General features: G+C 39.1%; 23 protein-coding genes. 14 read left to right on the plus strand and 9 right to left on the minus strand.

Going from position 1 to position 21,751, the window contains the following annotated elements; translation table 11 throughout:
• Window positions 1–103: 103 nt before the first annotated feature.
• From AWM68_RS20950 to AWM68_RS03125, 5 genes are all read left to right on the plus strand, one after another.
• On the plus strand, window positions 104–256 hold the full coding sequence (locus AWM68_RS20950) for a DUF3934 domain-containing protein (protein ID WP_082820535.1): 153 nt from the start codon (window positions 104–106) through the stop codon (window positions 254–256).
• Window positions 257–381: 125 nt separating this feature from the next.
• Complete coding sequence (locus tag AWM68_RS03110; protein WP_231868356.1) at window positions 382–777, plus strand: hypothetical protein; 396 nt, start codon at window positions 382–384, stop codon at window positions 775–777.
• Between the two features lie 292 nt (window positions 778–1,069).
• On the plus strand, window positions 1,070–1,651 hold the full coding sequence (locus AWM68_RS03115; protein WP_082820536.1) for a hypothetical protein: 582 nt from the start codon (window positions 1,070–1,072) through the stop codon (window positions 1,649–1,651).
• A 4-nt stretch (window positions 1,652–1,655) separates the two neighbouring features.
• Window positions 1,656–2,042 (plus strand): hypothetical protein, encoded by a 387-nt coding sequence (locus AWM68_RS03120; RefSeq protein ID WP_066236738.1) that lies wholly within the window; start codon window positions 1,656–1,658, stop codon window positions 2,040–2,042.
• Window positions 2,043–2,114: 72 nt separating this feature from the next.
• Window positions 2,115–2,408: a hypothetical protein gene (locus AWM68_RS03125; protein ID WP_156488283.1), complete on the plus strand. Its 294-nt coding sequence runs from the start codon at window positions 2,115–2,117 to the stop codon at window positions 2,406–2,408.
• Window positions 2,409–2,453: 45 nt separating this feature from the next.
• On the opposite strand, the gene cphA is transcribed toward AWM68_RS03125, so the two are convergent.
• Together cphA and AWM68_RS03135 are read right to left on the minus strand one after the other, a co-directional pair.
• On the minus strand, window positions 2,454–5,081 hold the full coding sequence (gene cphA, locus AWM68_RS03130) for a cyanophycin synthetase (RefSeq protein WP_066236742.1): 2,628 nt from the start codon (window positions 5,079–5,081) through the stop codon (window positions 2,454–2,456).
• A 15-nt stretch (window positions 5,082–5,096) separates the two neighbouring features.
• Complete coding sequence (locus tag AWM68_RS03135; RefSeq protein ID WP_066236745.1) at window positions 5,097–5,891, minus strand: cyanophycinase; 795 nt, start codon at window positions 5,889–5,891, stop codon at window positions 5,097–5,099.
• 272 nt (window positions 5,892–6,163) lie between these two features.
• On the opposite strand from AWM68_RS03135, the gene AWM68_RS03140 reads away from it, so the two are divergent.
• Both AWM68_RS03140 and AWM68_RS03145 read left to right on the plus strand, forming a co-directional pair.
• Window positions 6,164–6,658 carry a competence protein ComK gene (locus tag AWM68_RS03140; protein WP_066236746.1) on the plus strand — a complete coding sequence of 165 codons (495 nt, stop codon included), beginning with the start codon at window positions 6,164–6,166 and terminating at the stop codon, window positions 6,656–6,658.
• 120 nt (window positions 6,659–6,778) lie between these two features.
• Window positions 6,779–7,105, plus strand: coding sequence for a hypothetical protein (locus tag AWM68_RS03145; protein ID WP_066236749.1), 327 nt, complete (start codon window positions 6,779–6,781; stop codon window positions 7,103–7,105).
• A 1-nt stretch (window position 7,106) separates the two neighbouring features.
• Here the strand turns inward: AWM68_RS03145 and AWM68_RS03150 are convergent, their stop codons facing one another.
• A complete protein-coding gene (locus AWM68_RS03150) occupies window positions 7,107–7,973 on the minus strand; it encodes a YwqG family protein (RefSeq protein ID WP_066236751.1) in 867 nt (288 codons plus the stop codon).
• 141 nt (window positions 7,974–8,114) lie between these two features.
• On the opposite strand from AWM68_RS03150, the gene AWM68_RS03155 reads away from it, so the two are divergent.
• The 3 genes from AWM68_RS03155 (at window position 8,115) to AWM68_RS03165 (ending at window position 9,352) form a co-directional block, all read left to right on the plus strand.
• Entirely contained in the window at window positions 8,115–8,435 is a 321-nt protein-coding gene (locus AWM68_RS03155) for a hypothetical protein (protein WP_066236752.1), read from the plus strand.
• A gap of 97 nt (window positions 8,436–8,532) precedes the next feature.
• Window positions 8,533–8,817 (plus strand): hypothetical protein, encoded by a 285-nt coding sequence (locus tag AWM68_RS03160; protein ID WP_066236754.1) that lies wholly within the window; start codon window positions 8,533–8,535, stop codon window positions 8,815–8,817.
• 61 nt (window positions 8,818–8,878) lie between these two features.
• Window positions 8,879–9,352 carry a hypothetical protein gene (locus AWM68_RS03165; RefSeq protein ID WP_066236756.1) on the plus strand — a complete coding sequence of 158 codons (474 nt, stop codon included), beginning with the start codon at window positions 8,879–8,881 and terminating at the stop codon, window positions 9,350–9,352.
• A gap of 33 nt (window positions 9,353–9,385) precedes the next feature.
• On the opposite strand, the gene AWM68_RS03170 is transcribed toward AWM68_RS03165, so the two are convergent.
• The 4 genes from AWM68_RS03170 to AWM68_RS03185 all read right to left on the minus strand — a co-directional run bounded on the left by AWM68_RS03170 (window position 9,386) and on the right by AWM68_RS03185 (window position 14,504).
• A complete protein-coding gene (locus AWM68_RS03170) occupies window positions 9,386–10,819 on the minus strand; it encodes a sodium:solute symporter (RefSeq protein WP_066236758.1) in 1,434 nt (477 codons plus the stop codon).
• Between the two features lie 43 nt (window positions 10,820–10,862).
• On the minus strand, window positions 10,863–12,206 hold the full coding sequence (locus AWM68_RS03175; protein ID WP_082820538.1) for an aspartate aminotransferase family protein: 1,344 nt from the start codon (window positions 12,204–12,206) through the stop codon (window positions 10,863–10,865).
• A gap of 84 nt (window positions 12,207–12,290) precedes the next feature.
• Window positions 12,291–13,667, minus strand: a complete 1,377-nt coding sequence (locus AWM68_RS03180; RefSeq protein WP_066237468.1) for a sigma-54 interaction domain-containing protein — start codon at window positions 13,665–13,667, stop codon at window positions 12,291–12,293.
• A gap of 414 nt (window positions 13,668–14,081) precedes the next feature.
• Window positions 14,082–14,504 (minus strand): organic hydroperoxide resistance protein, encoded by a 423-nt coding sequence (locus AWM68_RS03185; protein ID WP_066236760.1) that lies wholly within the window; start codon window positions 14,502–14,504, stop codon window positions 14,082–14,084.
• Between the two features lie 158 nt (window positions 14,505–14,662).
• Between AWM68_RS03185 and AWM68_RS03190 the strand changes: the two genes are divergently transcribed.
• The 4 genes from AWM68_RS03190 (at window position 14,663) to AWM68_RS03205 (ending at window position 18,931) form a co-directional block, all read left to right on the plus strand.
• On the plus strand, window positions 14,663–15,109 hold the full coding sequence (locus AWM68_RS03190) for a MarR family winged helix-turn-helix transcriptional regulator (RefSeq protein WP_066236762.1): 447 nt from the start codon (window positions 14,663–14,665) through the stop codon (window positions 15,107–15,109).
• 106 nt (window positions 15,110–15,215) lie between these two features.
• Window positions 15,216–16,733: a spore germination protein gene (locus AWM68_RS03195; protein WP_066236763.1), complete on the plus strand. Its 1,518-nt coding sequence runs from the start codon at window positions 15,216–15,218 to the stop codon at window positions 16,731–16,733.
• Between the two features lie 21 nt (window positions 16,734–16,754).
• Window positions 16,755–17,846 (plus strand): GerAB/ArcD/ProY family transporter, encoded by a 1,092-nt coding sequence (locus AWM68_RS03200; RefSeq protein ID WP_197468118.1) that lies wholly within the window; start codon window positions 16,755–16,757, stop codon window positions 17,844–17,846.
• The gene (locus AWM68_RS03205; RefSeq protein ID WP_066236768.1) at window positions 17,843–18,931 is read left to right on the plus strand and encodes a Ger(x)C family spore germination protein; all 1,089 of its coding nucleotides are present in this window, start codon (window positions 17,843–17,845) and stop codon (window positions 18,929–18,931) included. Before AWM68_RS03200 ends, AWM68_RS03205 begins: the two co-directional genes overlap by 4 nt.
• Window positions 18,932–18,971: 40 nt before the next feature.
• Here AWM68_RS03205 and AWM68_RS03210 read toward each other — a convergent pair whose 3' ends face one another.
• Window positions 18,972–20,156: a DHH family phosphoesterase gene (locus AWM68_RS03210; protein ID WP_066236769.1), complete on the minus strand. Its 1,185-nt coding sequence runs from the start codon at window positions 20,154–20,156 to the stop codon at window positions 18,972–18,974.
• A gap of 76 nt (window positions 20,157–20,232) precedes the next feature.
• Window positions 20,233–21,474: a helix-turn-helix domain-containing protein gene (locus AWM68_RS03215; RefSeq protein ID WP_066236770.1), complete on the minus strand. Its 1,242-nt coding sequence runs from the start codon at window positions 21,472–21,474 to the stop codon at window positions 20,233–20,235.
• Between the last annotated feature and the right edge of the window lie 277 nt (window positions 21,475–21,751).

Consider the following 21,751-nt stretch of genomic DNA (forward strand, 5'->3'; position numbering starts at 1 on the left):
CTAATCACGGAATTCGGATTAGCTGCTTATATCCACACTCAAGCTACCCTCCCCGCCATTAATGTAGTATAATTCAAACTACTGACTTTCATGGAGTGATAAGATGAGTAAAGCAAAAGGCAAGAAAAGCGGGGTTGGCCAGGGTACGGGGAAAAAAGGCTGGAACCGTTGGAAAGCGAGCAGCAAGAAAAAGGGTCCGAAACCTTATGTAAGCAAAGGGAAAAATAAGCCTGAGAGCGAAAATGAAACAAAATAGATATCGCCCCCAAAATGCGATGAAAGCAAACCGTCTTTTCACATGAAAAGGTGGTTTTTATTATGGCATAATCAACTTACTCCCGCCATAAGATGAATTATCTATCGGTAACGGGGGGACGAGCTGTGACGACTCAAAACTACACCATTTCAGAAGATTTGATCATCAAATACAACACACTCAACGAAAAGAAAAAAGAGCTGGAAAAGGAACTGGATGAACTGAAGAAAGTCTTTCACATTTATTTTGATAACTTAGTGGGGCCGAATCAAAAAGGGGAAATCGCTGTTAACAACTATAAGCTGCAGAGGCAGATTCGGAAATCTGAAAAATTAAACGAAGAAAAGACAGTGCATCGGCTCACCGAACTGAACATGACCGACCTCATTCACCACGTTCCAAAACCGGATGAGGAAAAGGTAAAGTCCGCCATCACGCTGGGGTTATTAACAGAAGAAGATTTAGAAGGTTGTCTCATTAAAAGTGCGTCACAAGCAATTATAGTAAAAACCCTTAAATAAGGATGAAAAGCTCAACTGGCGCACATGCCTTTTGAGCTTTTTCTAATTGAGGATAGCTCTAGAAATCAACGTATGTCATAATTGTTATTATATTGAATTTAATACATAGTTTGGTATATAAGCGGTTTTATGAAAAGGGAGTGCTGATCATCATCACATTTAATTTTATCAATCATTTTCCAGCTGTTTTAATGGACAGCATTGCATATCTCATCTCATTATCGGAATCCTGACATTCCGTATTTATAAAAAACGAGAAGTAAAGCCAGCGATCTGGAAAATCCTGCTCATTTTGTTTCTTGGCTTATTTAGTTTTTCAATTGATCTTCCACTTTTTAATACCTTTGTAAAAATTCCGATTTTGCCATTAGGTGTGTGGATACTGTATTTTATCTTCCGCAATAAAGTGGAGAAGTGGATAATTTACCGCCGTTTTGCGTGGCTCGGTTTCTTTGCTAACTTTATTTTTCTTGCAGCCACTTTTGCTGCTATCCCCTTACATCATGCACTGTATCCCGAACAGGAACTATCAACCTTTATTGCAAAAACCGATCAAGCACGTCTTTTTCCTCTACACACTGGGGCAAAAGAAAGCACACTAAATAAAGAAGTTTTTGTAGAACAGTTATCCAAAATGAATGCTAAACCAATCAACAGTATGGGATGGTACAACGAGATTGTAAATATTGATGTGCCACAGGAAGAGCGAAAGGAAAAGTTTCCGTATCAAATCACAGGGACTGAACCGAAGTGGGGAAGCGGCTTGAACACTACTCTTTTTGTTGAACAAGATGGAAAAGGGCTTCTGCTGACTACACAGAAAAAACAGTACTATTTTCGCTCAGACGTTTCCTTTGTAGAGGGGCTGGAATAAGGGGATGAACAAAAAGACAGTTATTATGCTGCTAATCACAATGATGATAATAATGATTGGTGGATTTCTGTATTGGTATTATAACTCCGATCCAAAAACAATTCCAAGTCACGGGGAAATGATGACGCGAATTAATCAAGCGTATGAAGAAGCAGAGGTTGCTAAGATTCAAGAAACCATTTTAGTAGATAAACGCCATCTATTTGTTCCATATATCTCTAAAAATAATGATTATGGTACGAGTTTCTTTGTTTGGAAGAAACGCAATTGGGAGCTAGAAGCTGTGAATGCAGTTGGCCATCCTATCCTATGGAAGATTGATAGTGATGAGCCGTCATCTTATAAAATAGTTTGGAATTTTCATCCGGAAGATAAATTTCAGTCTGCTTAGTTTTATTTGCTGCGTAATCGAGGATATGAAGTTACGCAGGGAATAGAGTATTATTATCCGAAAGTACAGTTAATGAAAAAAGTAAACCCATCACACACGTCATACGGACTTGAGAAACTTCCAAGTGATTGGGTTTCAATCATCCGTTTTGCAAACAGCGTACAAAAAACTGATGGCATGAATAACATGTTTTGGCAAATGGATCCTAATCAGCAATTTACCTTTGCTTGGCAGCCAGTGTTTCAAAAAGTAAATGAAGAAGACATCTACTCAAAACGCTCTATTGGCGGTGGAGGATTTTCCAGTGGAGGAAACTACGACCGCATCAGTTTGATACATGAACAAGAATTAGAATCTACGGAATAAACGAAAAAGGTGCAGCTCCCGTAAAGAGGAAGCCGCACCTTTTCTTTATTCTGCCTTCTGCAGTACACCGACTGCTTTGGAGTTTCTTATTTTTTGAAGAATCCCTTGTATGGATGTGTATTCATCATACAAAAAGACGAGTGTGTCGCCAGGCTCTGAACATTCCCACGCCTGAATCATCGCTTCTGCTTCTTTCGGGTAGACAGAGACAGAAGTTATGCCATCTGCCTCCTTTACACCTTTATATAGAAGATGAACGGTTTCTCCTGGTATGCGTCCTCTTAAATTCACGTCTTCCTTAATGATGAAGATATCTGAGTGCGTGCCGAAAATGCGGCCCATTTCTTGTATTGTATGGTCTTGTCTGTCGCCTGCTGCCGATCCAACGGTAATCACACGACCACTTTTTAGGTGGCCAACGGTTTCAAACAAAGCTTTAAGACCAGCAGGATTATGCGCATAGTCAATGACAATGGTGCGGTCATGAATGTTAACCACGTTAAAACGTCCCCGATTTTGATTTTCAGTCGATAGGAACGTAATCACTTTGCTTCTTAACTCTGACAATGGTCTTCCTAGTGAATGAGCAGCAGCAAGTGCGCCTAGAACGTTTGCGATGTTGTGCCGGGCAGCACCATTAATCGTGATTGGGATATGGGAGACAGGTAGAAATCTTTCTGCTTTTCCTTTTTCACTAAACATAACCCAATCGTCTTCTAGATACCAAACCTTCATGCCTTTACTTAATTGATCCTGAATAACAGGGTTCATCACAGACAAAGAGAAGAAAATCACTTCACCATTTGTGTGGTTCGCCATATCTACACATCGAGGATCATCAGCATTTAAGACACATGTGCCTTCAGGAAGTACCACTTCAGCTACAGTCTGCTTCAGTCTTTTTAATGTGTCTAATGTTTCAACACCATTCAACCCGAGGTGGTCTTCACTGACATTCGTTACAATTCCAACGTTGCAATAACGGAAAGCAAGTCCTTCACGAAGCATGCCGCCACGGGCGGTTTCCAGCACGGCTACATCAACAGAAGGATGAGACAACACTTTACGAGCACTTCTTGGTCCGCTGCAATCTCCAGAATCAAGCTGCTGATCACCTACCCAAACACCGTCTGAACAGGTAAACCCGACTGTCACGTTTTCTTTTTGTAAAAGATGTGAAACGAGACGTGTTGTTGTCGTTTTTCCGTTTGTACCCGTTACCGCAACAACGGGAATCGCTGCTTCTTCACGTGAAGAAAACAGATAATCTACGATAGCTCCGCCAGCGTCCCGGCTCTTTCCTTGAGAGGGATAAAGGTGCATACGGATGCCAGGAGCAGCATTCACTTCAAGGATTGCAGCATCACCTTCTACAAAAGGAACGGTGATGTCTGTTGAAAGGATGTCGATGCCTGCAATATCCAATCCAACAGCCGCTGCTGCTTTAATGGCCATCATACAATAATCAGGGTGAACTTCATCTGTAACATCAATGGCTGACCCCCCTGTAGACAGGTTGGCATTACCAAGTACTTCTACAGACTCTCCCTTTTTTGGGACAGATTGAAGAGAGTATCCGCTTTTTTCTAAGTGGACGACTGTACGTTCATCAAGCGGAATCTTGCTCATCGCTTTTTCATGCCCTTCACCGCGCAGCGGATTCAGGTTTTCTTCATCAATCAAGTCACCAATCGTTTTATATCCATCGCCAATAACGAAAGGAGGCAGACGGAGACTTGCTGCAACGAGCTCGTTGTTTACAACAAATAGTCGATAATCGTTTCCTGCATAATAACGCTCTAGAACGTATGATGTGCCTTCACTGTACACACAGCGAAATGCAGCAATTAAATCTGTGTCATTTTGTATATTTGTAACAATGTTTTGTCCCTGTCGGCCGTTTAGCGGTTTGATTACAAGCGGATAACCAATTCTTTCAGCAGACTGAAGCAGTTCATACTCATTAGATACAACTTCACCTGATGGTACGGGAAGACCTGCACTTTTCACCAAAGTCTTTGTCATGTCTTTATCGCATGAATTCTCAACTGCCAAGTATGACGTTTGTGAAGAAATGGTTGCTTGAACCGATTTTTGCTTTTTACCCGTTCCAAGTCTTAAATAGCTATTCGTACCAATACGCTCTACTGGAATCTTGCGTTTTCTTGCTGCTTCATAGATCGCTTCCGTACTAGGACCTAGTTTATGAAGATGATATAGGTCAGAAGTGTGCTTGATATAGGGTTCTGCACTGATTTCATTACCTTCTAAGATAGCGGTTACGATCTCCAGTGCCGCTTCAAATGCATAATAGCCTGATTTAGGTTCCACATAATCATAGGTTACAAAATAAATACCTCTTCGTTCACTCGTGATGGTTTTGCCGCGTTTAACTGAAATGCCTGCAAGATGCTGAATTTCAAGTGCGATATGTTCTAAAATATGCCCGATCCACGTACCTTCATGAAGACGTTCTACAAAACCGCCAGCATAGCCTCTTGAACACGTATGTGTCTGCAGGCTAGGAATTACTTTTAATAATATATCTGTAAAACCTGGTAACAGGTTTGATGGTTTTTCTTCAAATTCTTCAATATCAAGTTCAATACAAATTGTTGGTTTGAAGCTGTATAGATTTGGGCCCGTTAAGTAATTAACGCGATTGATTTTCATTAAGACGCTCGCTCCTTAAGTGTTGATTAATTCTCGTTTGTGCAAATCGAAAACAGCACCCGCACCAAGTGTATGGAAGCGGATATCGGAAATGGTCATGTTCCCTTTGTTCTCAGCAACGTCTATATATGTTGATGTCTTGCCGTCAAATATGCTCACGTTGTATTCGCCGATCACTTCAAACTGATTGCCGCCATTATGTACCCAAATGGCCGTGTTTTCATCGATACCAATGCCAATGATCTGGGGATTTAACGCAATAGCTCGCATGAGTCTGCTAAAACGGTCGCGCTGAGAAAAGTGCTGGTCAATAATAACGTCTTCTAAAAAACCAAAGCCTGAACCCATTTCAAGGACAGAAACATCTTCTTTTTCAAACAATTTGGAGGAGATGATCATTAATCTGCTCATGACAGCAGCACCGGCACTTGTTCCGCCGATGGTTAATCCGCCCTTCCATTCTTGAAAAAGGTGTTTATAAAAAGTGGTTCCGCCTAAGATGCTCGTCAATCTTAATTGATCGCCGCCTGTCATAAACAGCCCTGACAGGGAGGATAGCTGTTCAGGTAATGCAGGGTCTTCCGCTTTCTCACGGGAATCCAAATGGAAAAACAGTGGCGTAGTACCATGCAACGCTTGAAACAGTTGATAGTATTCACTGCCTACTTCTTCCGGATAGCCGGATGCTGTTGTCAAGATTCCAATCGGTCCTTGACGATTTTTACATAGAGCAGAGAATCTGGATAAGATTGTTTTCTTGTTTTTTTTATCTTCGTTGCCACCAATGATCAATAGATCACCTTTCGCCATCTTTCATCAGCCTCTTATCATTTAGTAGGAAAATAGATCGAAACGATCGTCCGTTTCGACTTGCTATATATTCCACATTTCGCCAGCTTTCAAACCTGTTTCGAGGATTTAATTTGTGAATTATTTAAATTGTTAAATTTTTTGTAAAAAAATATAGATTATTGTCAGAATACTTAGTATAATTTACCCATTGGAAGTATTTTACTTTCTGTATTTTGTGAAAAGGGAGGAGCCAGGGGATTATTTTATAGATGAAAAGGGAGGATGTATTAATGGAAAAAACATTACTTCTTCGTTCTTACGAAATCAATACGAGCACGATGGCACTTTTACCTTTTTATAATGAATATGGGGAAGTGCAAACCGAAATCTTAGAAACTGAGAAAAACGAAAGAGTTGCACTAAGTCCTATCAAGATTATCAATGAGAGCTGTTTGTTTTTCGGTTCGAGTTACGAAGGCAGAAGAGAAGCCGTTCGCCGCTCGATGGGCTATGTGAGTTTATCCCCAATCATGATTAACCTCGAACTTGGCATTTTCTTTTTTCCTGTAGAATCTCCTAAGAATGAAACGTGTATCTGGTTATCCCAATCACATGTTCAACGTATAGATTCTATAGATTCTGACACGTGCAGTGTCCACTTTAAAAACACCGCAAACTTAATATTACCCCAATCCAAATATGCATTAGAGGCAAAACTCTTTCGAACCGCACAGTACCGATACATCCTTAGTGAGCGAGTCAGTGAACGAATTACAAGATACTAAAAGAAAGTAGAATACCAGAAAAAACGCCCGATGCAATTTTTATGCACGGGCGTTTACCTTTTACTGTTCACTAGCATATCATGATGAATATGAAGGCTAGAGATGTAGGGGGATTGGAAAATGAAAAAAAACAGAGATCCGTTTGTTGTGCCACAAGATTATTCTGTAACTTCACCTCCAGATCCCGATCCCTCAAACGGCTTCCAATACAAGCCTCCGAATAATACAGGTACGATATTGGGGATTATCGGAGGAATTTTGGCCACTGTTGGCGACGGTTTATCTACGATAGGTGCAGTTATTCAATTAAATCAAGACGTTCAAGATGATTTTACTTCTCAAGTAGACGACTATAAAAAAGACCAAGAAACAGAAAAAATGCAAGAGCAGATTGAAGATTTGACGAAAAAGATCGAGCGGCTTGAGAAGTTATTGAATGCTAGGTAGGTTAGTGGCACTGCCAAGTTACGAGTACTTCATTAAAGTTACCAATCTTCAAGTCTTCTTTCTTGATAATAAAGTAAACTTTGCCTACATCACCCCAGATGTAATCTAACTCTTCGTCGTAGTCTAATTGTAATAGCAAGGTATAGTCTAGTTCATTTACAGGTGTCCTTGTAACATTAGAATGCGTATAGGTCACTTCTTCAATAGGGCTTTCTTGAACAGCGATGGGGTAGCCTAATAAATAATGATAAGGAAGTCCGTCATCGCTATCATCATCTCTTTCCTCTAGTTCTTCAACTGTATGATGAAGGGACATAGGAAGACTGTAAGAAAAATCCCAATACATTTCTGCAGCAGCTTCGTCTAACTCCAAATCATCAGGTTCTTCAGGCAGTGTTAAGATTTCTTTGAACTGAATGTTAAATTCCGGTAAAGGTCCATATTCGATGTCATCCTCACGTTCATATGGAGGATACTGGGTGCGTACAAGCTGCTCGTTATCTTTAAAGTAAAACACTTTCCAGCTGCTGTATTCACTTTTACTTTCAACAAAAGGAAGATCTATCGCCTCAAAGAAAAATGACAAAACTCCGTCGTTCGGAAGTGAATCCGCTGCCTCAAAAGAGTTAAGTTCACCAAGATTAATCTGGCATAAAAAAGTTAAAGGAGCACCGTTGTGAACGGGAAAAGATGTTCCTAGAGGTAAGTCAGGCTCTCCTCCAAATTTTGAGAAGCCGACCTCACACTCTTTTTTAGTTTTTATCATTCCAATTGCTTTTTGGACAAGAGGTAATAAATCGTCTGCATTAAATTCGTCCTCTATTTCATAAGAAGCTAACCGTTTTTCTAAATATTCCTTTGTGTTCATCTAAACCCATCTCCTCATTTATTGATAATTTTAGTATACGAAACTTGTATCGCAATAAAGTAGTGTCTAAAGATAGTATTTTTATTTCATTGGAACTTTCTTCCTTTTGTAGCGCATGTACATAAAAGAGGGGGAGATGAAATGAAAAATGCCATTGTGTCTATTGTAACGCTTGCCTTAATGCTTGTTATCAACTATGTTGCAGCTAGTATGATGAACTGGTCTTTTATTGATCTTTCATTATTTGTAGGTTTGTGTGTTGCTCTAGGGATTCGATTTTTTACCTCATCAGGCGGGTTGTCCTCCAACGCAGTGCGTGTACAAGTACAGTCGATGACAGGTATAAAGGTGGAAGAAGAAAAAGAAACATTCAAACCGACTTTCGCCTATTATACGGCAATTGTGTATACACTCATTTCACTGATCTCCATTATCATTTATTACAAAGATTATTTTATTTAAATCGAATAGACAACATCACAGTTGATTTTTTATATGAAAATGGCAACAATGTTAATGAACTTCTTTTGAAGAAATTGAACAGGAGTGTGCCAGGAAATTGAATTTACGTTTTGGTCGTTTGTCATTATGGATGTGTATCGCAGGTATTATTGTCACAGCTTGGCCTTTTATCGTACGTGATCAAGTCGCACAGCAGGTGGCGATTTTCCTATTCGGTGGAATCATGCTCTATTTTATTGGCGTGATTTTCAGTGTCGTAGCCATTGTAAAAAAAGAAAGTGGAAAAGCTAAATATTTCGGATTATTTTTTATTTTATTGATGGCTGTTATCTCCATACTGGGACAATTGCTTTTATCTTTAGGTCTCGGTGGTAAACAATAGAATTATTTGGTAACTTTGCTTCCTCACTAAGCGTCTAGTATTTAAAAGGGAGGCAAAGAACATGAAAAGATGTACAGAAGTATTGTTGTGGTTGATGGTCATCCTCTTGGCGGGTTGTGCTGAGGGGAACTCTACAGGTATGACAGGGAAAAAACCACCAGTTGCATATGTTTCAATAGGGGATGAAAAGTACGAAACAAAACTGGGATCTTATTGCTGGGAAACGATTTCTTCTGCTATCTGTGCGGATACGGCGGGCCCTATTGATCTTGTCCAAGGGGAAAAACCTATAGAAGTTATGCCTGGAGAAGAGATCTTTGTGGAAATAAGTTTGGATCGTAAACCAAATGAGATTCATGTTTCTCAGTTCAATAATAATCAGGAAACCACACTGAAAATAAATAAGAACCATTTTAAAGCTCCTTTAGAAAAAGGAACATACATTTATGGTTATAGTGTTTGGTGGATGTCTGAAACCGAAAAGGATGTTTCAGATGGAGATGCACTGTATGCATTTGCTCTTGAAGTGAAATAAAAAAGCCTTCCAAAAGGAAGACTTTTTTTATTTTTAGGCTTGTTTTCTCTCTTCCTCGACGTCTTCTTCATCCTCATCAAACGGTGTATCAAACTCGGATGGAGACGCAGTGAATAGAGAAATTCCGACTATACTGATCAGCCCTGCAGACATGCCATAAAGAATTGGATTCGTAGCTGTTAAACCTTCAAAAAATAGACCAGCCAAAACAACGATGGTTGAGATTAAGATGGCATAAAATCCAGAACTAGGTGTTGCACGTTTCCAAAAGAACGTCATCACAAGCGGAATAAAGATGGCACCAGAAAGAATCGCGTAAGCCACATCAAGTGCTACGAGAACATCTTGTATCCATATGGAAAACGTAATCGCAATTAAACCGATTAAGAATGTCGTGATTCTAGATGCTCTTATCAATTGTTTATCTGAAGGGTTCTTTAAAAAGTATTGTTTTAAAATGTCGTTAGTAATCAGTGTAGATGATGCAAGCAACGATCCAGAAGCTGTCGACATCAAAGCAGAACATACACTTGCCAAAACTAGCCCCAAGATTCCTGTTGGCAGAATAGTAAGAGCCATCTCTGCAAACGTGTTTTGCGGATTATCTAAAGAAGGAAGTACTAGGAACGCACACATCCCGATGATGCTTCCCGCAATGGCATACGCGAAGCTATACACTCCAGCGAAGATTGAACCATTTCTTGCAATTTTACTAGACTTTGCAGTAAACACGCGCTGCCAAATGTCTTGAGAAACGACCATTCCAAGCGCAAATAACAAAAAGTATTGAAAGATCTGCTGATAACCGATTCCAGTGAAATCTAGGTGAGACTGTGGCAGTTTAGATAATAAATTTCCTAAACCATCTACTTTTGAAAGACTCATAGGGACCATAATGAAGAAAATCCCGACCGTCATTACAACAAATTGAATAATATCTGTTACGGTAACACTCCACATACCGCCAAGGATCGTGTAAAAGAGTACGATACCGCCTCCAACAAGCATTGAAGTGGTGATGCTCCAGCCTAAAAGAACGTTAATAATGGTTCCCATACCGATTACTTGAGTAACCGCAATCATAAGGGTGTAGATGGCTGCAACGATTGCACTTAAAAGACGTGTCTCCGATTTGTAACGTTTTCCTAATAACTCACTGATTGTCGTAACTTTTAGTGAATCAATTCTTTTAATAAAAATCGTTCCAAGAAGTATAATGCCTAGACCTATCATGGATACGAACCAAATTCCGGATATTCCGAACTGATACCCAAGCTTTGAAGTTCCAATCGTAGCGGCACCGCCCAGGATAACAGCAGATAAACAGCCAAGATACATGAACATGCCAAGATTTCGTCCAGCAAGAGTGTAATCCTCAGATGTTTTCGCCTTCGTAGAACCGATAATACCCGCACCAATCAATACCGAGAAATATAATAGAATAATAACTGTATCAAGTGCTTGCATGTTATAAAACCTCCTTTTTATTTAAGAAAATAGCGCTGTAGATTTACGCATTTTGGAACTGTTCGCTCTTTGGCGACTGAAGTTCAGCTTGATATTCATAAAGAGATTCTTCAAGGATAGCAAGACCTTGATCAATTTGATCTGTATTGACCGTAAGTGGAGGAATCATACGGATAACTTCTCCGTGATTTCCACAAAGATAGAAGAGAACACCTTTTTCTAAACACTTGTCCAAAATCGTCATGAGAGCAGGGCCATCAGGTTTGCCGGTAAACGGATCTACAATTTCGATTCCAATCATGAGACCGACTGCACGGATGCTTCCGATCACAGGATGCTCGTCCTTTAACTTCATTAGCTTTTCGTACGCATAAGTACCCATGTTCTTGGCGTTCTCGACAAGTTGCTCTTCTTTTAAAACCTCTAATGTTGCAAGTGCCGCTTCACAGGCGATAGGGTTTCCGCCGAACGTTGTACCATGACTGCCGAGCGGCCATTGTTTCATCAATTCCTTAGAAGCAACTGTCGCGCTTAAAGGCAGACCAGATGCAATTCCTTTAGCAATTGCCATAATGTCAGGGGTAACACCAAAAGTTTGAGCGGCAAACCATTCTCCCGTACGGCCAAAACCTGTTTGCACCTCATCAAAAATAAGAAGAATGCCATGTTCGTCGCATATTTCTCTGATTTTCTTCAGCCATCCACTTGGCGGAACAATATATCCGCCTTCACCAAGAACAGGCTCCACAATCATGCAAGCGACTTCTTCAGGTGTTACTTGATGATTAAAAAGTGATTCGAAATCGCGCTCAAGCTTCTCAATTACATACGTTTCAGGATCAATTCCATCCGGAGCGCTTTTCACATCTGCATATGGAACTTGATATGCAAGTCCGTTTGGCTGTAGAAATTTGCGGTATTTGCTCTTAGATGTCGTGACGCTCAATGCCCCAAGAGAACGTCCGTGAAAGCAGCCTGTAAAAGAGATGACATAAGGTCTTTTCGTCACGTGTTTTGCTAGTTTAAGAGCTCCTTCAATCGCTTCCGTGCCACTGTTGGCAAAGAAGAAGCAATCCAGATTACCAGGCAGGACGTGAGAGAGTTCTTTTGATAGTTTCAGGATCGATTCATACATGATGACTCCTGAAGGGCCATGCATAAGGTGGTCAGCAGCATCCTTTATCGCTTGAACTACCTTTGGGTGACGATGGCCGGTATTGGCCGTTGCGATTCCAGACGTGAAATCAAGATATTTCTTTCCATCCAGTCCATAATAATAGCAGCCTTTTGCTTTTACGACGGGCAGGTTTGGGTGATCCTTTGCCATACTTGGTGCTAATAAGTCAGGCATTTCATTTACAAGGTTGATCCAGTTGTTTGTTGACACGTGTATGACCTCCTAGATATTCCATTCTCATGTTGTATAAAAACTTTCTACAGAGAATATCCATGCAAGTACTGTGCCAAAAAACTAAATAATCTGATATTTTTTCATTTTTCTCACAATTGAAGGCTGACTCGTGCCAAGTGCTTCTGCCATGCGTACAGTCGTTTTGTATTTTTTTCGAGCATTTAGTAACACTTGCCGCTCCGTTTTCTCCATTATTTCTTTCAGCGTTTGTGCTTCATCTAAAGAAGGAGCGGGAGGAGTAAACTCTTCTTTTAGATGATCTGGAAGCTGTTCGATCGTAATTAATGTAGAAGGGGAGATAACGACTAATCGTTCCATGATATTGATTAATTCTCGTACGTTGCCTCTCCAATCATAATGCAAGAGATGATGGATGACTGCTTCATCTAACTTCTTGCTTCGGTTATATTTCTTCTCGAACTGCTCGAGCAGCATATGTATTAGTGGTACAATATCCTCCGTTCTTGCTCGAAGCGGGGGAATGGTAACGGGGACTACATTTAACCGGAAATAAAGGTCTTCTCGAAACTGCTTATCCTGTATCGCTTTTTTGAGGTCTTTATTGGTAGCCGAGATTAAACGAAAATCAACGTTTATCGGCTTTGTTCCACCGACTCGATAGAACTGCTTTTCTTGTATGACTTTTAAGACTTTTACTTGATGGGAAAGGGGAAGTTCTCCAATCTCGTCTAAAAAAAGTGTGCCTCCGTTTGAAAGTTCAATTAGTCCTACTTTGCCTTTTGTACGAGCTCCCGTAAACGCACCTGATTCATAGCCGAATAATTCAGCTTCGAATAGAGAATCCGGGATCGCTCCACAGTTCACTTCAATAAACGGACCTTTCGCACGGTGACTTTTATTATGTATAAATTTAGCTAACAATGATTTTCCGACGCCAGATTCACCGAGGATCAACGCATTGACATCCACTTCCGATAATTGAAGTGCTGTTGAGACCACCTTTTTCATATCTTCGCTGTTCGCAATGATCCCAGCATCATGCAGCTGCTTACTTCTTAGAAGATCGAGCTCAGTTTTAACTCGTTGCATTTCTTCTTCCATCGTAATTAGAAAGTCTTTGTATTCGGCGAGTTCAGTTATATCGTGGGAGTAGCTGACAACTCTGTATAATTCGCCTTTTTCGTTATAAACGGGAATTCCAGTAACGAGCAGTTTTTTTCCTTTATTCGTCGTTTGGACAAAGGTGATTTTCTTATTTTCTTTTACGACCATCGGAGTAAGTATGGGAGTAAATAAACCTTGTGCTTCAAGATCATAAACGGATTTTCCGATTAAACTCTCAGAATCGACACCGTAAATTTTACCGGTGACTTCACTAACTTTAAGGATAATTCCGTCAACGTTTGTTACTAAAATATCATCTTTTAAAGAATGAAGAATCTGTTCATTTTCGTTCCAATAGTCAGTAGGGTTCATCATGATCAGTCCTTTTCCAGTTATCTCTTTACAAATTATTCGATTCTGAATAATTATTTATTTTTGAATAATTATACAATGAGAATGGGAAGTTGGATACTGGCTAAGGGATTATTTTTAAAATAAAGGTCTGGACTGATTACATCATTGTGCGGTGAATGAAAGCGGAAAACTCCTTATTCCACTTGTGTAAGACACATGCTTGAGACATCACGGAAAAAACCACACCAATCAAGGGAAAATAGGGACGAATCACGGAAAAACGGTCCATCATCACGGGAAAAATGTTGCTTATCACGGAATTCTTATATATGAGCTTCAACAGTGTACGTGTCAAAAAGACATCACCTAAAAGCACAGCTACTATAAAAACAACAAACAAAAAAAGGACCATTTTACTGGTCCTTAGAGAAGTTAAAATAATTCTGTTTTTAATGCCACATCGATATTTCCGCTTGTTGCTTTTGAATACGGACAAACACCATGTGCTGTCTTCACGAGTTCTTCTGCTTCTTCTTGGCTTACTCCGTTAACCGCAACGTTCAGCAAAACAGCTAACTTAAATCCGCCATCTGTGTCTTTTCCGATTGAGACTTCAGCCGTTACTTTTGATTGGATGCGCTTTTTAGCTTGTCGTGCGACCAAGTTTAATGCTGAATCAAAACAAGCTGCATATCCTGCTGCAAATAGTTGTTCTGGGTTTGTCGCGTTCTCATTTCCAGATCCTCCAAGGGATTTTGGCATGGCGAGCTCATGGTTTAGCACCCCATCGTCACTTCTGACTTTACCCGCTCTTCCGCCTTCAGCTGTTGCTTTTGCCGTATATAATGCTTCCATTCGTAACACTCTCCTTGTTTGTGTAAAATTAAATTGTGTACAATATAAATAATTCTTCTTTATAATAACGCACTCTACAATTACTGTCAAACGATTTAATTGTGTAAAACTATATTGTGTTATAATGTAGTTAAAAGTTGTACGAGAAAGGAATTGTTATGAGTAACGATCTACTAAAACTCGAGAATCAAATATGCTTTAAAATTTATTCAGCAGAACGTGAAATTACCAGGCTGTATCGCGACCTTTTGCAAGAATTAAATGTGACGTATCCACAATATTTAGTATTGCTTTTATTATGGGAAAAAGATTCACTCTCCGTAAAAGAATTGGGAAAGCGATTGTTTTTGGATTCAGGTACACTTACGCCTATGCTAAAACGGATGGAATCAAACGGGTTGGTAGAAAGGAAGCGGTCAGTAGAAGATGAAAGAAGTGTGATTATCACACTAACGGAAAAAGGGGAAGCACTTAAAGAAAAAGCAGCGTGTATTCCAAATCAGCTAACACAGAACATGGCGATGACAAAAGAAGAATTGATCCACTTGAGTCATACACTCACATCGATGCTCGATGTGCTGCAAAATCAGTCAAATTCAGAATAATGAAAAGCGCTTAGAGAAACTCACCTAAGCGCTTTTTTCTTTATTCTCATGAATACATTAAGTGTTTCAAATCAACAATAAGGAAAAATCACCTAGAGGGATAAGTATGTTCAAAAAATGGCGAGAGAAAAAAGTTGAGGACACAAAGAACATCGAAGAACAACCGAATACAAGCCCTGAGAAAACCAATTGGGTAGAGGAACTTTCACGATCGAACGATTTTGTTAATGATCATACATCCTCCGAAAAAACAGAGCCATTTTGGATCTCTTACTTTAGAACGCTTGTTATGTCAGAAACTCTTCATAGAGATGTCGTTCCATACCTTTCTGAAAGTCATTCCTTAGATAGGGTGAAAAATAACATCCCCATTCAGCAAACCATCGTAACATCTGACAAAAAATTAATAAAAGAGAAATTATTGCAAGGGTTTGCTGCTATTCGCCTAACAGAACAAGATACAAAATGTTTATTGGTGAATGTAGCAAATAATAAGTTCAGAGATATTTCTTTTCCTATGATGGAAAGTACAGCACTTGGTCCTCAAGCCGGCTATGTGGAAGAGATGGACACAAACATCAACTTGATAAGAAAACATTTACCATCCTCTGATCTGCATGTCAAAGAAATGCAGATAGGTAAATTATCTTCAACAAAAGTCGCTGTCATCTATATGGATTCGATTGCGGACAAAGATAACGTTGAAACAGTCTTGCAGCGAATAAACGATGTTCAATACGATCATATCTCAGATAGTTCTTACTTAGCATCGATGATTGAAGATAATACAAATTCTCTTTTCCCGCAGATTATTCCAACTGAACGAACAGATCGCACCATTGCCGCACTTACTGAAGGCAAGATCGTCATTGTTGTTGATGGATCGCCTGACGTGTTAATCGCACCGATTACATTAGCAGAATCCGTTGTAGCGATGGAAGATTATTATGTACCTTGGTTAATTGCAAACTATTTGCGGCTCATTCGATTATTTGGCCTATGTGTATCGCTTATCATTTCACCCCTTTATATCGCTGTTTTAACGTATCACTATGAATTGATTCCGGCAAAGTTACTCGATTCATTAGTCGCCTCGAGAGCAGCAGTGCCATTTCCGCCTATTATAGAAGTTCTCATTTTAGAAATCAGTGTTGAATTTATAAAAGAATCGAGCCTTCGTTTGCCGACAAAAATCGGCACCACGCTAGGGATAGTAGGCGGGATTGTCATTGGACAGGCAATCGTAGAAGCCAAACTAACAAGCAGTATCTTAATCATTTTAGTGGGCTTAAGTACATTAGCTTCCTATACTTCAGCGATTTATAAGTTCAATAACTCAGTGAGGCTTGTTAAATATCCGATTATTGTAATGGCCCAACTTCTTGGTTTGATCGGAATCGTGATCGGATTGAATTTTCTTCTTGCCCATCTATTGCGTTTAACGTCACTCGGAAGGCCATATATTGGTTTTTACCCGTTTCGTAAGAACATGTTTAAGGATCTGTGGGTACGCTTGCCGTTTTGGATGCAAAAAGAAAATCCGGATAATCTACGTCCACAAGTAAAGCAAAAAGCGGTGTTTGATAGAAGAAGTCCAGGTCCGCCTTCAGATTTTGATGAATAGCAGAAAGGAGGTTGAATCATCTTGCAAGTTAATATCAGGCACCAAGTATCACCTTATTTCTTGTTCTTTATCATAATAGGTGCACAAACAGGAGTAGGTATACTGGGTTTTCATCGAATTATTGCAAAACATGCAGGCTACGATGCATGGATCAGTGTACTGATTGCAGGCGTAATCATTCAACTTGTCATGTTCGTTATGATCCATCTTTTGTCTTCTGCAAACGGAGATATTGTGGATGTACATAACCAGTTATACGGTAAAATCCTTGGATCGATCATGAGCGGAATCATTATGGTCTACTTTTGGTTAGCGGCTGTCAGTGTATTGAGGGAGTATATTGAGATTATCCAAGTATGGTTGTTTCCGACATTACCGACATGGGTAATGGCTGTACTGATTCTTTTATTATGTTATTACATTATTTCTGGGGGATTTCGTGTAGTGGCAGGCATTTGTTTTGTTGCAGTCTTATATACGTTCCTTCTTTTCTTTAACCATTTTAATCTGCCTAGAAATTATATTCATCTTGATAATTTACTACCTATTTTGGATCATTCTTTTGCTGACCTGTTACGTTCTGCTAAAGAAACAAGTTATTCGATGGCAGGATTTGAAATCATCTTGATGGTTTTTCCCTTTATAAAAAATGCAAAGACTTCCCGAAAGTTTGCACATCTTGGTCTAGCGTATACGACTTTGTTTTATACAGTAGGAGCGTTTACAACTTTTTTATTTATAAGTGAAAAACAGATACAGAGTAACATTTGGGCAAGAATTAATATCAATACGTTAACAACTTTTTCCTTTATCCAGAGGATTGAGTATATTCTCATTTCATTGTATCTAATCAAAATCGTGACAATCATATCGCTGATGCTTTGGGCATCGAGCAGAGGTTTTAAGAAGATTTTTAATAAAAAACAAAAAGCACCTTTACTTGTTTTGATGGTTTTAACTCTCGTTCTATGCCAACTGCTCGATAACCGGTACATTCTTCATTCGTTCTTGAATACGGTCTCTAGTATTTCACTGGGGTTGTTTTATCTTTATATTCCTTTAGTGTGGCTTGTTTTTATAATGGTGAAAAAGAAAAAGAGGGTAACAAGATGAAGTATTATTTGTTAACCATCTCTATCGTCATACTCTTTGTGTTATCAGGATGTCAGATTGTTCCTACACAAAATACGAACGAAATCAGTATTATTCAAGGGGTAGGCTTTGATTTAACTTCAGATGAAAAATTATTGGGAACCATTGTATATCCAGAATATCGGGTAGATGAGACATCAAAAGTAGAAATATTAAAAGCGGAAGGTGATACCGTTCAGGAGACCATCGATCGATCTCAAAATGAAGTTCAATATCCCTTGGTTAGCGGCCAGCTTCGTCTTGTATTGTTTGGTCAAAAACTTGCAGAAAAAGGATTATATCCAATAATTGATACGATAAGACGCACGCCTGAAATTGCCAACACGATACAGCTTGCTGTTATAGAAGGGGAAGCTTCGGAATTATTATCGATAAAAAAATATGGAAAAGAAAACATTGCGTTGTATCTATCAGATATGATTAGGCAAAACGCCAGAATAGGAGAACTGCCTACTACTGACCTGGCTATCTTCTCTTATAACTATCATAATGACGGAAATGATCCATACTTGCCCTTGCTAAAAAAAGAGAAAGACAAGATTAAAATAAACGGTATTGGCTTGCTTAAGGATGATCGATTAATAACGACGTTGCCTGTAAAAGATGTATTCACGCTAAAAATGTTGATAGAACGCTTTAAATTGGGAACACATCAATATAAGTTAAGTGAGGATGAATTTGTTGTAATCAGCAATATCAAGTCAACACCACACTATGAGGTTAAAGTAAACAAAGGTATTCCTGAATTTACTATCACCATAAAAATGGATGCGAGGCTTCAAGAGTACAGAAGTATTGATCGAGGGCCAACAGACAAAAAGAAAGTAAAGCAACTTCAGGTGCAAATAAAGAACAAGATCGAACAAGACGCTGCAAGAATCATTATGTTTCTTCAGGAAAATGGTGTTGATCCAATTGGTCTTGGTTCTAAATATGAAGCGCATTACCGAGATTTTGATTTACGAAAATGGGAAGAGCAATATCCGAATGTAGAAGTAAAAGTAAATGCAGACATAGAAATGGTACACACCGGCGTTGTTGAATAAAGGAAAAGGACTGCCCGTTCAAGCAGTCCTTTTTTCATGATTAATTGTTGTTATTTGCTTCATCATCACGCATCAGCCAGCCTTCAAAGTGGCGTTTTACGTAGTTTTCAGCATCTTGGTAGCTCTTAAATGTTTCATCTACTGGATGTGTTTTATGTGTGATCAGCCATGTTTGATTATCTTCCGAATAGATCTTAGAAACTTCACGATGGTTGTTCACATACAAGCTTCCATCCGGATTTTCCTTCACGTTGTGCTCATTCTTCGGTGCATCGATTCGTCGAGGCTGTTCATGGAATGCAGCAACAACAAACTTTTCAAACGCTTCAGAAGTCATGTTTCCGCCAGAAGCTTTCGGGTGTCCGCCACCTCCGTACTGTTTCGCGTAGATCGAGCAATCCACTTCATCATGAATGGTGCGTAATCCAATGCGCTTGTTGGCGATGTTCAAGATCACAATCAAGTCTAGGTGAGGATTCTCACGATTGATCTCGTTTCCAAGTTCTGAGTGATAGCGTTCTGCGTGCAAAACACCAATCTTGTACGTTTTTTCTTCTGTGCCTTCACCTAAAGACCACGTATCCCAGATCTCAACCATTTGACGCTGTTTCTTTTTAATATAATCAGCGATGTTTTCTTCTTCTAAATCAAGAATCGTCGTTTCTGTTTCAGAGAACTGAAAAGAATCACCTTTCAAACGTTCCATGATCTGTTCTTCAAATTTATCAGGAGGAAGGATGAAGAACAAATCGTTCAATCGCTTAGCTTCAACCTTTTGATCAAACCATTCCCACGTATCGTACAAACGAACAAGCTCTACATATTCATCAAGAGCTCCTGTAGGTTTGAGTTTGCCATTCTCTATCAAATATTCGTAGAAAAGGGAAGTGGCACACGTTAAACGTTCATCATCATAACGAACTTGAACATGTCCCCAGTCAAATCCGTTGAAATGAAGAGCGGTTGCGTGATGGTCGATCAGTTTTACTTTTCCGCCAGCATTCGAACGTTCATCAAGACGCATCATCAAGTCTTCGTTGACCGCGATATCTGTAATAATAATTTCTGTTTTTCGTTCCTTTGGATTATCAAGCAGCATTTCCACTCGGTCGTTAATCGTTCCGTGTGAACAATATGAGATTTTGCAGTTGTCTCCAAATGCCAGTTGTGCCAAATAGCCGCACGATTTTCCGTCTAAATCATTGTGTGAAAATAAATGAATCATGTCAGTATCCTCTCTATTATGCTCTCTGTCTAGAGTATCGTCATAAAGGATAAAGTTCAACCTTAAAAAATATTTCCTATAAAGATGCACTCATATATTTACTTGCAAGCTCAGCTGCTTTTTCATATTGAGAAGTTGTTCGATAATAGTGAAAAATCTCTTTTTCATAAATCAACAATAGTGATTCCTGTCCTGTTTCATGCAAGTGGGGAAGAAAAGTCTGTTCTAAATACTGATAATAGGCATCTGATTGAGAATGATTCAGCATGATTTCGAGTAAGTGAAAAACATGCAAGTAAGTCTCGTTTTTCATTTGGTTCGCTAGCGCATTACCTAACTGTATATGTTTTTTAAGTATCGCTTTTTCTGTGTCACCAATCAGAATGGAACAATGCACAAGTCCTCGTCTTGCGCCTAATTCTATGTGGGGAAGGGAAAGACTATAACACCCTTCTAATGCTTTTTCATATGCTTCTCTTGCTTCTATGTAGAGATTTTTCGCAGCAAAATCCACACCTAAGTTATGCCATAGATTAACGACCTTAACATCCTCTTTATACGTTTTACAGCTTTTGATCAAAGCTTGATAACGTTCGACAGTGTCCTCAAAATGATAAACGTCATTGTATCCCATCTGAATCAGCATAAGTGTCTCAGTATCCAGCATGCGTTTGAAATTATTTGTCTTTCTGAAATAGGAAAGTGCTAGGTTCCCAAAATGATACGCTTTTACTTTGGCTTGAATCATATGAAATGCAGAGGCAAGGTGATAGTAAAATTCATGATTGTTATATTCAATCGGATTAATATTTGTAAGATGATGGATAGCTTCTTTTATCTTTCCAAGGCTCAAATAATAGATGCCCAACGTATGCTCGAGTAAATGTTTCTCATAACGATCAAGTAATCCTAGCTGTTGCTGGCAGGCATCTAGTATCTCTTTTCCCTTTTGTAGGTTGCCTTTTGTAAAATAGTACCTTGCGAGCAAGATTTGATACGAGTTTTGTACCTCTGAGAGATAAATATAAGCATTGTTTTCAATTTCTTCTTTTAGGATCTCAAGTTCTTCTAGCTGCTGCTTCACCATCACTTCTAACCATTCGTGAAGCTTTTTTTCTAAGAGTTTGTATTGTTTCATTTCTTTGTTCAGGTCAATGTTCAACCTTTTACAGATTAATGATATTATTTCAGAGGAATATTGAGTAATGCCTCTTTCAATTTTGCTGATATGAGTGACTGAACAAATTCCTTCTCCAAGCTGCGTTTGAGTTAAACCAGCCCTTTCACGATACAGTTTGATGATTAAACCTTCCTTCATGTATCAACCACTCCGTTTATAGGTTATTTTACCTATAGTAGCACGATTTTCTATACTAATATAGATGATTCAAAGTGGTAGGATGTCTATTCTCTACCTTTTAAAAATTGATAAAAACAAGAGGGAAAGTATGATTTGGGTTAATTGGATTTAAAGTTATTGACATATTATCTTTTTAATTCCTTTTTTAGAGGTTAAAAGTAATGCAAATAACGACCCTTAAATCAAGTTATGGTAAAAAAGTCTGCCTTTTCCTTTGGTTTCTCTTAAAAATTAC

The sequence above is a fragment of the Fictibacillus phosphorivorans genome, from assembly GCF_001619875.1.
GTDB classification, from domain to species: Bacteria; Bacillota; Bacilli; order Bacillales; family Fictibacillaceae; genus Fictibacillus; species Fictibacillus phosphorivorans_B.

What these genes read in the sequence shown, in the direction of transcription:
- AWM68_RS20950 (WP_082820535.1), top strand. Translation starts at nt 104, where the DNA reads ATGAGTAAAGCAAAAGGCAAGAAAAGCGGGGTTGGCCAGGGTACGGGG.
- AWM68_RS03120 (WP_066236738.1), top strand. Translation starts at nt 1,656, where the DNA reads ATGAACAAAAAGACAGTTATTATGCTGCTAATCACAATGATGATAATA.
- AWM68_RS03125 (WP_156488283.1), top strand. Translation starts at nt 2,115, where the DNA reads ATGAAAAAAGTAAACCCATCACACACGTCATACGGACTTGAGAAACTT.
- cphA (WP_066236742.1), bottom strand. Translation starts at nt 5,081, where the DNA reads ATGAAAATCAATCGCGTTAATTACTTAACGGGCCCAAATCTATACAGC.
- AWM68_RS03135 (WP_066236745.1), bottom strand. Translation starts at nt 5,891, where the DNA reads ATGGCGAAAGGTGATCTATTGATCATTGGTGGCAACGAAGATAAAAAA.
- AWM68_RS03140 (WP_066236746.1), top strand. Translation starts at nt 6,164, where the DNA reads ATGGAAAAAACATTACTTCTTCGTTCTTACGAAATCAATACGAGCACG.
- AWM68_RS03145 (WP_066236749.1), top strand. Translation starts at nt 6,779, where the DNA reads ATGAAAAAAAACAGAGATCCGTTTGTTGTGCCACAAGATTATTCTGTA.
- AWM68_RS03150 (WP_066236751.1), bottom strand. Translation starts at nt 7,973, where the DNA reads ATGAACACAAAGGAATATTTAGAAAAACGGTTAGCTTCTTATGAAATA.
- AWM68_RS03155 (WP_066236752.1), top strand. Translation starts at nt 8,115, where the DNA reads ATGAAAAATGCCATTGTGTCTATTGTAACGCTTGCCTTAATGCTTGTT.
- AWM68_RS03165 (WP_066236756.1), top strand. Translation starts at nt 8,879, where the DNA reads ATGAAAAGATGTACAGAAGTATTGTTGTGGTTGATGGTCATCCTCTTG.
- AWM68_RS03170 (WP_066236758.1), bottom strand. Translation starts at nt 10,819, where the DNA reads ATGCAAGCACTTGATACAGTTATTATTCTATTATATTTCTCGGTATTG.
- AWM68_RS03180 (WP_066237468.1), bottom strand. Translation starts at nt 13,667, where the DNA reads ATGAACCCTACTGACTATTGGAACGAAAATGAACAGATTCTTCATTCT.
- AWM68_RS03185 (WP_066236760.1), bottom strand. Translation starts at nt 14,504, where the DNA reads ATGGAAGCATTATATACGGCAAAAGCAACAGCTGAAGGCGGAAGAGCG.
- AWM68_RS03190 (WP_066236762.1), top strand. Translation starts at nt 14,663, where the DNA reads ATGAGTAACGATCTACTAAAACTCGAGAATCAAATATGCTTTAAAATT.
- AWM68_RS03195 (WP_066236763.1), top strand. Translation starts at nt 15,216, where the DNA reads ATGTTCAAAAAATGGCGAGAGAAAAAAGTTGAGGACACAAAGAACATC.
- AWM68_RS03205 (WP_066236768.1), top strand. Translation starts at nt 17,843, where the DNA reads ATGAAGTATTATTTGTTAACCATCTCTATCGTCATACTCTTTGTGTTA.
- AWM68_RS03210 (WP_066236769.1), bottom strand. Translation starts at nt 20,156, where the DNA reads ATGATTCATTTATTTTCACACAATGATTTAGACGGAAAATCGTGCGGC.
- AWM68_RS03215 (WP_066236770.1), bottom strand. Translation starts at nt 21,474, where the DNA reads ATGAAGGAAGGTTTAATCATCAAACTGTATCGTGAAAGGGCTGGTTTA.